Raw genomic sequence first — 13,964 nt, 5'->3', positions numbered from 1 at the left:
CAGTAAGCAATTTCTGCCCTCCCGGAAACTGTTTGAGAAACTGAGCACTCCCTTGTGCAATGTTAGTATAAGTCTTGCGGTGGGTTGTGTCAAGACAAAAGGGATTGTGGGCTCTATGTTACTCGGTTCGGTTTTGGGAAGCTACTCTGTTTTGAGGAGTTGGGATAGGAGCGTTAATGGGGAGGGCGGCTCAACGTGGGGTTGAGCCGCCCTTTGGATAAAGGCATTGTGTCAGTTCAAAAGATGTTGTTTAATCGCATGACCCGGTGCATGTCAGCCAGCAAGACATATCACAGGAACTGGCCGGCGGCAAACCGCCTTTCCAGATGTAATTGACCATTGCAGTCAGGTCGAGCGGGTCGGTAAAGCAGTCTCCGTTGATGTCGGCTTCCGCGCAACAGCTCGGCGCGGGGCCTCCCTTCCATAGCCAGTTGACATAGAAGGTGACATCAAGCGGGTCCAGGTAATCGTCGCCGTTTAGATCGCCGACAAGTTCGCAGCAGCCCTGGCACATATCGATACCGCCGGCGCCATCGACATCGGCGAACATGGCGATGCCGCCATTGTTTGTATACCAGGTCTTACCGGCGTCGACTGCGGCCTGCAGGTCGGCCAGGGTGCCCTGGTGTACCGTAGCCAGGACCGTGACGACCTCGTAATAGTCAGTCGCGCCGAGGTCGAGGCTCGGGTCAAAGCACATTGCCGTGTGCAGATCTTCGATCGAGTCGGTAGCCTTGAAGCCGGTACCCATGAGTTCGTAGTAGAGCTTACCTTCAAACCAGCCGTCGGTTTCCTGCAACGAGTCGTTCTCCTGAACGAATGCGCTGTAGGGTCCACCGGCCGCGAACGAGCCGTTGAAGTACGAAGCTACAAAGGCGTTACCGCCATAGCGCTCGTTATTGAGCTGGCAGTCGAAAGGATACAGGGTATCCCAGTCGCCCGAAGCTTCGTAACCCTGCTGGTAAACGAGAGCTCTCGGGGCGTCGAAACCGCCGTAGTTGTTGACGTCCCAGTAGTCGCCGGCCGTATCATCATCGCGGTAATCCCAGGGAATATCCCAGTCGATAGCCTCACCGACCAGCAGGCCGGAGTGAGCGAGACCGTCGTAGGAATATACCTTCAGGTACTCAATAATGAACGGGCAGTCATCGAGCGGGGCCACGACGACTTTCTCCATAGCGATGGTCGAGTCGTTAGAGGAGAAGACACCGGAATGAAATACCTCGGCATTGAGGTTGTCGCACACCTTGGTGGCGATCATGCCGCCCTGAGGCAACAGACCCTCTTCGTTAGCCCAGTTTCCACCCCACATGTAGTAGTTCACTACAGTGTCATCGCCGTTGACCCATCCGATCAGCGGAGAGCCTTCGAACATATAGTTGAGGGCAGTGGTATCACAGTCACCGTCGCGGATATAGTCCATAGTGACGCCGGGATAGCCATTGCCGCCAACGTTACCGTTGTTGCCGCAGATCAGAGCGATACAGCTGGTATGAACGGTATCGTAGTCGGGGAAGATGAGAGTATCGGCAACGAGGAACTCGATATCGATAACGGTCGGTGTTTCGATTTCGGTACAGCTGAAGGTTACTCGTCCGGTAAGAATGACCGCGTAGTCGACAATTCCGCCCTGGTTGATGACGATGGCTCCGGTTTCGACATTGTCCAAACCGGAGGGGCATGTACCCGAGAGTCCGGATACGCCCAGCCAGCCGGCGGTGCCGTTGTCTTCCTCGAACGACACGGTATAATTGTAGTTGGCGTTACCGACGTTTTCGATCAGGAGCAGGGTATCGAATTCCACGCCCGGTTTCTCCCATGCCGGGAAGCCGATAGAAGACAGAGAAAATACAGGAATGGGGTTGGGGACCGGCTCCACGCAAGGCATTCTGAACCACTTGATGGGGTTGTTGGTGAATTCGCCTTCGTAGTCGTCGGTGCTGATGGCTCGTCCGGCCTCGAGATCGTTGACATACTGTATGTCAAGATACCAGTTGGTCGGTGATGATCCACCTGACGGGTCGACGATATCGGCGGCAGACCAGTCTTCCCCTGCCTGGACCTGACGGCCCCAGCGAGACATAGAGGCCCAGTAATCGCTCTGGCAGTCCTCGCCGATCTCGGGATCGCAGTACGGAGTATAAGAGTTGGTCAGGTTACGCTGACGATCCCAGGTGAGTCCGCCGTCGTCGGAGACAGACACCCAGATTTCGGCGTTGGCTCCGCCCCAATAGTAGTTGTTCCAGTCATCCCAGCGCCAGTCGGCACAGTCGTCGATGATACCTCCGGGGACATCATTGAACTGCGACCAGATAGCGTACAGTTTGCCGTCGCACTCAGACAGAGTGGGTTTGGCAACTGTCATGGCCCAGCCGGGCGAACCGCAGCTGTCGCTCGGGTCATAGGTGTGATCGCAAATTGTTCTGAGGTATGGTACGTTTTCGGACCAGTGCATCAGGCGGGATTTATCAGGCCAGAAGAATCCATCGCCGCCCCAGTTCATGGTGAGGTCAGGATCTGAGGGCCACGGGTGGGCGTGCCAGATGACGTGCAGATAACCCTCCTGATCGAGCAAAATAGAGTTATCGCAATATCCTTTAAGGGCTGCTTCGCCAATCGGCACCTTGGTCAGGTTCTGTTTGGGTTCCCAATTGGCACCCTGATCGTTGGACACCTGCACATAGACGTCGTTATCCATCTGGCCGACTCCCCAGTCGAGATAGGCGGTCGGAGTGTTGCCCGAGCAGGTATCGCACCATGGCTCCTCATATGGAGGGTGGGCCATCCAGGTGATACCCACGCGGTCGTCCATTCTCTGGGCAGTGATATCATAGGCAATATCGCGAACCGTGTCGAAAACATAGGGCGGATAATCCCAGATACCCTGTCCTTCGTATCCGACGCAGCGGAAATACATGAGGGACATATAATAGGCGCCGTAATCATTGCCGGCCACGACATGGAGCACGGTATCGGTACCGAACTGCAGGAAGAACTTGGGCCAGGTAGCCTCGGTATTGCCGCCTTCCTGCCCATAAACGGCCAGAGAATCAGGCAGGCGTGTAAAAGCCGCGAAATCTTCGCACGTTGAGCAATCATCGAAATGCATTTGCGGCTGATATTTCACGAGGCCGTGAACATCGGTGTGGCCACCGACGATACCACGGTTATCCGGGGTTACATCGATATTGACATATCCGGAGTATTCCCAGGAGTGCAACACATAAGCGCCGGCATACTGATGAGTACCACTGATGTATGCATTATAGGCATATGAACGTTCCTCGATGGTAGCATCGGGAGAGTACATCCAGCTGAAGTGGACGGTTGTTGCGCCCGTCTGTCCGGAGTGAGGACCGGTTTCGATCATGCGACCCATCGAGCCGTTATGCTGCTGGTCGTACCAGGTATCGCCGACCGTTCGGCCTGGCGAGATAGCCGCCGAGGAATAGGCGACGGCCCCGATCGGGATCCGTCCCTGCTGAAGCGCGCCGGTGGCGCCGGCCGGCCTTTCATCGGTGAACGAGTACGCCAGGGCGTTGGCAGAAGCTTTAATCCGCGCGCTCGGCGAGAGTGTGCCTTTGCTCTTGGATTGTGCGGCAAAAGCTGAAGTCGCCAAAAGCACGAACATCAGAAGCGAAACAATGAGGATTGTAGAAGTCTTTTTCAACATTCACCCCTCCTTTCGAGAGTGAAAGACGTGTCACTTATCCTTACGGATAAGTCTCATTTTGTTCCCTTCGGAAAGTTGTCGTATCCTCTTCGACCTATCGTCGGAGCCTCGAGGAATACACACAGTTACCCTTTACCGCAGACGACCCGGTTTCAGTAACCACAATCGGTCCATCGCGGGCGCACTTCAGGGCACACGTTTTGAGGCTCGAAGCAAGTGTTCAGGAAAAACAATTCGCCCGGTTTTTCCGATTCACTCTTCGTCTATCTTCAGACGCAATCTACGTCGGGGGGTAACCAGCACGGAGTTGAAGCTGATTCTCCAGCGGCTACCACCGCAACAGAATCTTCTCAATTTGATACAGAACCACGCTACAAATTCAACTGGCGGTTTTGGCGGTTTTGGCGAGTCGCTACGCTCGATGAAGCGTTTGGGAACGCGGGGATGTTGATGTGTGAGGTTTTTTCAATCGCATAGAAAACTGGCGGTTGCGCAATTAAGGACTTCTCCCAAAAAGGCTCTGCCCTCTTGCTTACTGCAAGAGTAGTATACACGCTTGACAGCAAGGTGTCAAGTCGAAAAATGCTAAATCAATCCATGTTTGGTATTGTTTCCCCTGCTCCGTAACGATTATCGAGAAAGTCTGTCTCAAAGAAAAGAGCCAACCCCTCAATTTTGAGTCGGCTCTTTCGTGTCATGTTTGTCAAACAGTCTTACTTCAGGAGTAACATTTTCTTAGTATCGATCAACTCACCGGCGCTTACCCTATAGAAGTAGAAGCCACTCGATACGGGTGCTCCCGATTGATCCCTGCCATCCCAAACGGCAGTGTGAGTTCCGGCCGGTTGTTCGGAATCGACGATGGTCGTCACGCGTTGCCCGAGAATATTGTAAATACTGATATTAACCTGAGCGCGGGCAGGCAGGGAATATTCAATGATGGTGACAGGGTTGAAGGGGTTGGGGTAGTTCTGTTTGACGATAAAGCTCGAAGGCAGTGTGCGCGACTGGACAGGGGGAGCGTCGAGCGGGAAGTCAGTAATCTGGTTGAGGATGTTTATCGCGACGGTTATTGAGTTCTTGTAGTCGGTCCCTTGGCCGCAGGCTAGAGCGACCAGCACATATTGACTATCACCGGGGTTGAAGTTGAACGGACCGCAGCAGCCGAGCATGGCGCGGTCGCCCGGACCCAGATCATAGGAACCTTCCTCTTCGATAGGATCTCCGGGTACGTCCCAGGTGCCGCCGATGACAAGAGGGGAGCCATCCTTGAGAAGTCCGCGCATGATATTGTAAGTCTCGGAGCTGTCGGTGGGTCCATCCGCGGTGCCGTATCGCCTGAAGGATTCCAGGCGGAGGTTTTTGCAATCCGGAATCAAGTATCCATCGAAGTAGGCCGTGTCGTTTACGGAAGGGACGATTGGCCCTTTGAGAATTTTGTAGGCCATAGCGGGCGGATTTGAACCGTACTGAGCGTCGGTGCTGTAGCCGTTATAGGCATAGAAGATATCGCTGGTTGTGTCGCAGCCAGTCAGGTCATCGGAGGAGTTGCCAATATCAGGGTCGGCCCAGATGCCGACATAGCAATCGGTCAGAGTGTTCGGACCGCGATTGTAGAGCTTATAGCGAAGGAACACGACATAACCTCGATAGTCGGTACGATCGTAGGCGTAGGTGGTATGCCGGATTTCGACAGCGAGCGGCGGAGTTTTTCCCCCGGTCACGGTGTGACGGGCGGGATTGGCGTCGTTGAAAACCGACCAGAGCATCTGGTCGCCGAGCATAACCGGATTACCCAGAGCGTCGACTGGCGCCCCCTGACCTTCGGGCCAGTTGGTATAGTCGCTGTTGGGATTGCCTTCGAGGCTGTCGGAGTAGAGTTTGTAGACTTTGTAGGCCGGGTCATCGGGGACGAAAGAGCTGTCGGCCATCGGGCCGGGAGTGTATTCATCGGTGTTTTGCGAGCAGATAGCCACTTTGATATCGGCGCCATCCACACCCGCTATCCACAGACCGGCGGCATATTGGGGCGAATGCTCACCCGCGCCGTTGAGGTTATCGGCAATAGCCGCTGTATCTCCGGTGTAGGGGAACCAGGTGCCATAGCTATATCCGAATACATTGGCGAGGTCACGGCCGAATTGACCGTGATTGGTGATGAACATCAGGATATTGTTAGCGTCGATAAATACGTTGTTATCGTATTCCAGAATAACGGCGGGTGTCGGTTGCTCCGCTTCACCGGGCGGCGGTGCGGCCGCAGCGATCGCGGCAAAAACGACAAGAATGGCGGTTAGGTATGTACCCCTCACAGATACTCCTTTCTCAATGTTATTTCAACAGTATCATTTTTCTGGACTCTTGAAAGTCTCCCGTTGTCATGCGGTAGAAATAAAGTCCGGTCGCTACGGGCTGGTTGGTTTCGTTTCTTCCGTCCCACACAACGGTGTGAGTCCCGGCTGGCTGGGTTTCATCCACTAATCTGCGGACTTTCTGTCCGAGGATGTTGTAAATATCCAAAGTCACCTTCGCCCGTTCAGGCAGCGCGTATTGAATGGTCGTGGTCGGATTGAATGGGTTGGGGTAGTTCTGGCTGACGGAGAATTTCCGAGGAAGAGGCTCCGGGCCGCCGGCGATAACATCGGTGAGCGGATCGAACGGTTCATTGAGGATGGCTTTGACCTCGGTGATTGAATTCAGGTTGCTGGTTCCTTGTCCCACGGCCATTTTTATCAGCACGAATTGGCTGTCACCGGGTCGAAAATCGAACGGTCCGCTGACCCCAAGCATTCTGCGATCGGCGGGGGCGATATCAAGGTCGCCGACTCCGGTTACCGGGTCGCCGCTGAATATGTAAGTGAGAGTATCGCCGTCGTAAGTGTATGGCTCACCCGATTTTGTCAGGCCTTGCAGAAAGCCGTAAGTTTGCGAGTAACTGTCCGGGTCCTCTCCTCCGATGAACTTCACGAACGCGGTTAATCCGAGGTTTTCGAAATCAGCCATAGGTTGGCCGTCAAAATAGGCCGTTTGACCGGCGGCAGGGACCACCGGACCATAGAGCACCTTGAATCCGAGGACCGGCGGAGCAGGGCCGTAATAGGTATCATCGTTGTCGTAGTTATAACAGAACCATATGTTGTTGAGCGTATCGCATCCGACGAAATCATCGCCGCCCTGGCCGAGGTCCGGATCACTCCAGTAGCCCAGATACATATCCTTAATGACCCTATTGCCTCTGTTGTAGAGCTTGTATTTGATATAAACCGACGAACCCTCGAGCGTGGTGACGTAATAGGGGGGGGTGTCCGCGGTGAATGTAAAGGTATCGGGAGGGGTGAATGGCTTGGTGGTCGTAATTCTGAAAACCGTCCCTTGTTCGGGATAATCCATAGCGAAGGGTGGCTCTTTGCCGGCGTTGAGGCCGACGAGCACAGTGCGCGCCATTAGTTCGGCGCCATAGTGGTCTCCGTAATTATCGACAAAAGTCCCGGCCAGCATGTCAGTCTCGGCGGCGAGGTAGCCGGACTCGCCCGGGGAGTCATCGACCGGCCTTATCCAGTAGATCCAGTCGGTGAACGGGTCATCATCGCCATCGGAGACAGAGTGCTCGCAATCGCCCGAGCAAGTACCGTCGGCTGTCGAGCCCCAGCTTTCGAGGCCGTAGGCATCGTTGCCGGTCCAGGAATCGGTGTAATCATCAATGACGAACATAATGAGGCGGACGTCATCGCTCGGGTCCTCGGGGGTGCCGACACCGGTTTGCCACAGTTCGAACGGTACCCAGAAGACGTTGTCATCGTTGTAAAATTCTATGACGTAGCTGCCATTGACACCGGGGTTGTCATAAGAGCCGGTGAAGCGCATTTCGTAGTCATAATAGCCGCGTGCTGAGTCGTTGTTGCCATCACGGGTGACGCGCGATATGAAGGCGTCGAAATCGGCTCTGGTGCCGCCGCCGCTGGTGCCGCCATTGTCGGAGGTATGGAACAGCCAGATAGCATCGCCGACCTGCTGGTCGGAACCGGGATCAACGTCACCGGGCGTGGGAAAGCCCATTGATGCCATGGCGCCCGGCAACGGAGATGGCAGTGAACCTGACGCGTTGGCTACAACTTCGAAACCGGAGAACCCACCCGGCGCGGAGCTTACCCTGACTCTGAATCCATCTACAACTTCCGAAAGGCTGTCCGGATACTGCCACTCAAGAACGCGCTGTGCGGTGGTGATGTTTTCCAGATGCCAGGCGTAGTAGTAGAGGGTGTCGATGATGGTGCCTTCGACGGGATCGATGGTGGTATCGGCCAGGATAGTGTCTTCGAAAACTACCCGGTAATCATCGCCTGTGAGAGCCGCGCGGTCCGCAATGTAGGCGGTTACCTGCACACCGGAGGTGCCAATCTGGGTTACATCAAACACGGTATTGTAGTAAATGGTGTCTTCACCGAGTTCATCGCCGGCCCAGAATGTCTGCTGGACTTCTACGCCGAGAGGCGCTGTTTCTCCGGCATCGTTGGTGTGAGCCGAAGGGTCGGCGTCGTTGTAAACAGACCAGAGCATCTGTCGTCCGAGCATATAGGGATTGCCCATGTCATCGAGCGGGGCGCCCTGGTCAATCGGCCAACTGAGGTAGTCGGTGTTGGGATTGGTTTCGAGGCTGTCGATGTATAGTTTGTAGTTTCTGAAGGCCGGTTCATCGGGCAGGAATGTACCGCCCACCATTGGGCCGGGGACATACTCACTGGAATACTCGGATATTACCACACGTGTCTCTCCAGTGGCAGAGTCGATACCGCCCATCCATAGACCCGCGGCATACAGGGGTGATTTGTAGGCGATACTGTCTATGTTGGCTCTTATCAAAGATGTATCCCCTGTATATGGCCACCAGGTCCCGACGCCGTAGAGATAGCCAAAGACGCCGGAGATGTCTCTGCCGAAAGCGCCGTGATTGGTGACGAACATGAGGATCTGGTTGGCATCGATGAAAGTCGTGTTGTCTATGGTGAGGGTTGCGGTTGAGGATATAGTGAGGTTTTTGTCATCCGGCGGAGCCGCTGTTGCTGAGATTGTCAATGTGAGAAGCCAGATGTAAGTGATTAAGTTAACGAGTTTCATTGTCCCTCCTGAATTGCCTCAAATATTGTGTTGTTATGTTTTGTCTTATCTGTTTTGTGAGCACGGGAGTTTTGTTTCTCCAACTGTTCGATCGTTTATATAACCAATAACGTGGCGGTTTTAGGTGGGGAGGAGGTTTTCGCAGGGTGCACGGCACTGGTGTTTGAAGGTCACGTGTTTTCCCTCCACTCCACGTGAAAATCGAGACTAAGCCCTCTCAATTAAGATACGTTTCAAAAACCCATTGTCAAACAACTAAATATGAGCAGGGGTGTTCTGAAATTGTGGTGCGGTGGCCGCGTAGATTTGCTTATGGTCTTGTCTGACAAGCGAATGGCCGATCGGCTTGCGCAGACCGGCCAAAACGTAGCGAATTTGCCGAGGTAACTTATTTCACCAGCAACATCTTTTTATTGTCGATAAAATCTCCGGCTTTGACGCGGTAGAAGTACATACCGGTAGCCACACCGTTACCGCCTTCGTCGTTGCCATCCCATAAGACCGTGTGTTCACCCGCCGTCTGCATTTCATCGACCAGTTGACGGACTTTCTGGCCGAGCAGGTTGTAGATGTCGATAGTCACATGTGTTCTCTCGGGCAGAGAGTATTGAATCGTGGTTGATGGGTTGAAGGGGTTGGGATAGTTCTGTTTGACAGCGAACTTATCCGGAAGTTGGCCGGGCGTTTCTCCGGGAACATCGGTCATCAAATCCACCGGCAGGTTGAGCACTCTCTTTAGCTCGGTGATAGCGTTGAGATAATCGGTGCCGTGTTTAGCTGTCATGCGGATCAGCATATACAGGCTGTCACCCGGTCGGAACGTAAACGGCCCGGAATTGCCCATCATTCTGCGGTCGGCCGGATACATGTCAAGATCGCCGGTTGCTGCTACCGGGTCACCCGAGTGCATATACATCAAGACGTGTCCGTCGTATATGTATGGATCGCCGCCCTTGGTGATGGTTTGCATGGATTGGTATGTTTCCGAGAAATTGTCCGGATCTGTGCCGTTGAAGTATTTTATGAAACCGGTCATGCCGATATCTTTGTGATTGATCAGGGGCTCGCCATAGAAATCCGCCGTTTCTCCCTGCCAGGGAACCAGCGGTCCGACGAGGTACTTGAATCCCATCGCAGGCGGATTGGTTCCATAGTCGGTATCATCATCGTCGGCGTTGTAACAGAAGAAGAGGTTATTAAGTGAATCACAGCCGACCAAGTCATCGCCTGCGCCGCCCAGGTCGGGATCCGACCAGAGAGAGATGTACGAGTTGTTGAGAGTTCTTCCACCTTTATTGTGAACCCAGTACTCGAGGTAGATATTCAGGCCTTCGTCGCCGGTGGTAATATCCGGCATGGCCGTGGCGGTGAAGGTGAAGGTATCGCGAGGCTGTTCTTTGGTAGTGCAGATTCTGAAGATCGTTCCCTGTTCGGGAAGATCCATAGTAAATGGCGGTATCACGCCGCCGTTCCAGTTGATCAATACGATCCGCGCCAGAATCTCGGTGGCGTAGTGACTGTCGACGTTCGTGCCAAAAGTGCCGGCCAGCATATCGGTTTCGGCCGCGAGGTAGCCGGCTTCACCGGGGGAGCTATCCACCGGTCGAATCCAGTAGGTCCAGTCAGTAAAGGGATCATCGTCGCCGCCCGAGGCGGAGTGTTCGCAGCCAGCCGCGCAGGTAAGGTCGAGGGAAGAGCCATAGCTCTCCAGATTGTATGTATCATCGTCGCCGTCATCAATGACGATTGGTATCAGCCTCACATCATCGCTGGGGTCATCGGGTGTACCTATTCCTATTTGCCAGAGTTCGAACGGTACCCAGAAGACGTTTTCGTCGTTGTACCACTCGAACACGTAGCTGCCATTGGTACCGTAGTTATCGTACGATCCGGTGAAGCGCATTTCGTAATCGTAGCAACCAATCGCTTCGTAATTGGCTCCGGTGCGGGTGACCCGGTCCAGAAAGGCGTCGTAGGAGCCGCGAGTCCCGCCGCCGCTGGTGCCGCCGTTGTCATCGGTGTGAATAGCCCATTGACCGTCGTCAGTGGATTGCTGGCGATCGCTTATGTAGCCGCTGGGGTCATATTCGGTTGGTACCGGGAAACCGGCAAACGCCAAAGCGCCGGGCTCCGGTGGGTCCAGAACTCCCGCGGCGTTGGCTACGACCTCGAAACTGGAGAAGGCGGAAACACCGAGATCGACTGATATTTCCAATCCAAGAACTGTGTCCACGACGGTGACGGGGATATTTTCACGGACCGTAAGTGCCGTGGTTTGGTCAATCAGGTGCCACACCGGGCCGAGCGTTTCGCTGCTGTCGATTACTACCATGTAGTCATGGCCTGTCAGTGACATTGGGTCCACAACTCTGACTGTCACACCGGCGGTCGTGGTGCCGACCTGGGTAACGGCTAACTCGTCGGTCCCGGGTATGACTTCGACACCGGGTTCGTCCATCGCCCACGCCATCAGGCGTACCTCGATGCCCAGCGGGTTGGTGTCACCGGCGTCGTTAGTGTGCTTGGCGGGGTCGGCGTCGTTGAAGACAGTCCAGAGGGTCTGATGACCGCGCATCAGCGGGCGGCCGTACTCATCGACCGGCGCTCCCTGATCGACCGGCCAGTTGAGATAATCGGAATTCGGATTGGTCTGAAGGCTGTCGTGGTAGAGCTTGTAGACTTGGAATTCCGGACAATCCGGTTGGAACGTGCCTGCCTCCATCGGTCCCGGCGTATACTCGCTGCCGTATTCCGAAATGACAACCCTTGTCTCGCCGGTGGCTGAGTCGATAGCCCCGAACCACAGTCCGGCGGCATAAAGGGGAGAGGCTATCAGACGGCCATCTTCGATGTATTCGGTGCCGATGTACGGATAAAATGTTCCATAGTCATGGCCGAACACAGCATCAAGATCACGACCGAAGTTGCCGAAATTGGTTACGAACATGAGAATTTTGTTGGCGTCGATGAAAGATGTTTTATCGATAGTCATTGTTGTCGGAGCGGTCGGAGCGGCCATGTCGTTTGGTGGCGCCGCTACGGATGTGAGACTTAGTGTGAGGGCAAGGGACAAAAATAAGACGCTGCGATAACGCATTTTTTCCTCCCATTTTGATTAAGAATTGGTTCTGATAACGTGTTAAATATACAATATTACCCACTTTTTTCAAACTTATTCGATTATCCTCACAAAAAAGAAGCGACAGCCTGTCAGGCGGTCGCTTCTTTTGCTAAGCGTATCTGTGGCAAAGAGCTAGGCCGAAATCAATAGAAGGGATTGGTGCCCGCGGCGTGATCGGTAGCATCGATAATATCGGTGACTTCCGGTATTGTCTCGCGTATGGCTTTCTCGATGCCGTGTTTTAGGGTGACATTTGCCGAGGCGCATCCCTGGCATCCTCCGCCGAGACGGACGAACACCTGAGTGCCCTTGACATCGGCAAGCTCCACCCGTCCGCCGTGCGACGCGATCATCGGATTGATCTGCTTCTCGAACAAATCTTCGACCAGCTGCCGGATTTTTTCTTCGGATGGTTTCATTTTATCGACATTGGCGGCAACCAGCGGTTGTCCGGAGCGGATCCTTTCGCGAATGACGGCTCCGATTTTCTGTCCCAACTGCGGCCAGGGGTCGGGAGTTGACTTGGCGATAGTGAGCGTGTTGCCGGAAATCATCACCTGCGTGATGCCGTCGATTTCGAACAAAGCCTTCAGGAGCGGAGAGCCCTCGGCCATATCTTTGCGGCGACAGTTGAACGAACCTTCGCTCAGAAGCGGCCGGTCGACTATGAACTTGCACACCATTGGGTCCAGCGATGGTTCGCCGGTTATTTTTATGTTCTGATCTTCAGACATGATATATCTCCTGCCGTGCTATATGCTGAACGAGTCCTGTCTTTTATCTTTAGAACAGATTTCGCATTCGCACAGGTCCCTGAGCCGTTCATATATGTATATACCGGTGTTGTGACCGTCGGAAAAGGCTACTGCGAGTCCGTATCTTCCGACGCGATTGAAGCCGGTTATCTTTATATCCAGCGGGACTTTTTTCGGGTCCAGTGTTTTCTTGCCGGTATCTTCATCGACACAGGTGGCGCAGCCACAGGCGACGCGAAGGTTGTAGGGAGTGTAAGTGCTCTCGTGACCATCGGGCCAGACAACGCGCAGATTGCCATCATCGGTCAGGCCAATATCTCTCGGTTCGGTTTTCAGGACAGCCTCGGCGAACTGTTCGGCGGTTTTCTTGACTCTTTCGGCGATCTTCATGAAGGCCTGAGCCGCGGCCGTGTCCGAGCCGTCGAGCAATACCGGTTTGCCGTCTTCGCCGGATGTCATGATGGACGGGTCGAGAGGAATGGCGCCGAGATATTGTATGCGCATGTTCTCGGCCATTTCCTTGCCGCCGCCTTCGGAGAAAATCGGCGTGACTTTGCCGCAGTGGCCACAGGTGAAGCCGCTCATGTTTTCGATAATACCGATAATGGGAACATTGACCTGATCGAACATCCGAAGACCTTTGCGGGCGACACCGAGCGCCACCTGTTGAGGGGTGGTTACGATAATCGCGCCGGTGAGTGAGGCCTGCTGCGCGAGCGTGAGCTGAACATCGCCGGTTCCCGGAGGAAGGTCGATAAGTAAGTAATCCAACTCGCCCCAGGTTACCGCGCCCAGAAACTGATGAATCATTTTCATGGCGATTGGCGCGCGCCAGATGACCGGTTGATCTTCGCCGACCAGAAGACCCATCGAGATGAAATCGATACCGTATTTGTTGATGGGCCGGAGCTGGTTGTTGACGATGTCCGGTTTGGCATCGGACGAACCGAGCATGCCGGGTTGACTGGGGCCGTAGATGTCGGCATCCATAAGCCCCACTTTCGCACCCAACTGTTTGAGGGCGACGGCCAGGTTGACCGATACGGTGGATTTGCCGACCCCACCTTTGCCGCTGGCCACGGCGATTATGTGTTTAATGCCGGACAGACCGACTTTTGAGTCGGATTCGGCTGGCGAAGTCTTTTGATGTGCCATCGGTATATATCCTCGGGACTACCTGTTTGTTACGTTAAAAATCTCAGCAGTGGAGACCGCGCATGTTTTACGGTCGTCCCGCCCGCAAATATAACAATAGAAACACTATAAGAGCATTTTTGTTCGGAATGTCAACCGATTTCCC

Annotated in this window: 6 protein-coding genes; all 6 read right to left on the bottom strand. The window is 54.3% G+C overall.

All coding sequences use genetic code 11. From position 1 onward, the window contains the following. Positions 1-250: 250 nt before the first annotated feature. On the bottom strand, positions 251-3,673 hold the full coding sequence (locus AB1483_09795; protein MEW6412750.1) for a dockerin type I domain-containing protein: 3,423 nt from the start codon (positions 3,671-3,673) through the stop codon (positions 251-253). Between the two features lie 713 nt (positions 3,674-4,386). Further along, complete coding sequence (locus tag AB1483_09790; protein ID MEW6412749.1) at positions 4,387-5,985, bottom strand: FlgD immunoglobulin-like domain containing protein; 1,599 nt, start codon at positions 5,983-5,985, stop codon at positions 4,387-4,389. Positions 5,986-6,004: 19 nt separating this feature from the next. Further along, entirely contained in the window at positions 6,005-8,788 is a 2,784-nt protein-coding gene (locus tag AB1483_09785; GenBank protein MEW6412748.1) for a FlgD immunoglobulin-like domain containing protein, read from the bottom strand. 388 nt (positions 8,789-9,176) lie between these two features. Further along, complete coding sequence (locus AB1483_09780) at positions 9,177-11,885, bottom strand: FlgD immunoglobulin-like domain containing protein (protein MEW6412747.1); 2,709 nt, start codon at positions 11,883-11,885, stop codon at positions 9,177-9,179. A gap of 167 nt (positions 11,886-12,052) precedes the next feature. Further along, positions 12,053-12,643: a NifU family protein gene (locus tag AB1483_09775; GenBank protein ID MEW6412746.1), complete on the bottom strand. Its 591-nt coding sequence runs from the start codon at positions 12,641-12,643 to the stop codon at positions 12,053-12,055. Between the two features lie 18 nt (positions 12,644-12,661). Then, positions 12,662-13,819, bottom strand: coding sequence for a P-loop NTPase (locus tag AB1483_09770; GenBank protein ID MEW6412745.1), 1,158 nt, complete (start codon positions 13,817-13,819; stop codon positions 12,662-12,664). Positions 13,820-13,964: the final 145 nt, after the last annotated feature.

Source organism: Candidatus Zixiibacteriota bacterium (assembly GCA_040756055.1).
In the GTDB taxonomy this organism is placed as follows: domain Bacteria; phylum Zixibacteria; class MSB-5A5; order GN15; family FEB-12.
The sequence above is the reverse complement of the archived record's forward strand: the minus strand, read 5'-3'. Positions and strand labels throughout refer to the sequence as shown.

Bases quoted from the DNA above. Each gene is read 5' to 3' on its own strand.
- AB1483_09780 (MEW6412747.1), bottom strand. From the start codon at position 11,885: ATGCGTTATCGCAGCGTCTTATTTTTGTCCCTTGCCCTCACACTAAGT.
- AB1483_09785 (MEW6412748.1), bottom strand. From the start codon at position 8,788: ATGAAACTCGTTAACTTAATCACTTACATCTGGCTTCTCACATTGACA.
- AB1483_09775 (MEW6412746.1), bottom strand. From the start codon at position 12,643: ATGTCTGAAGATCAGAACATAAAAATAACCGGCGAACCATCGCTGGAC.
- AB1483_09795 (MEW6412750.1), bottom strand. From the start codon at position 3,673: ATGTTGAAAAAGACTTCTACAATCCTCATTGTTTCGCTTCTGATGTTC.
- AB1483_09770 (MEW6412745.1), bottom strand. From the start codon at position 13,819: ATGGCACATCAAAAGACTTCGCCAGCCGAATCCGACTCAAAAGTCGGT.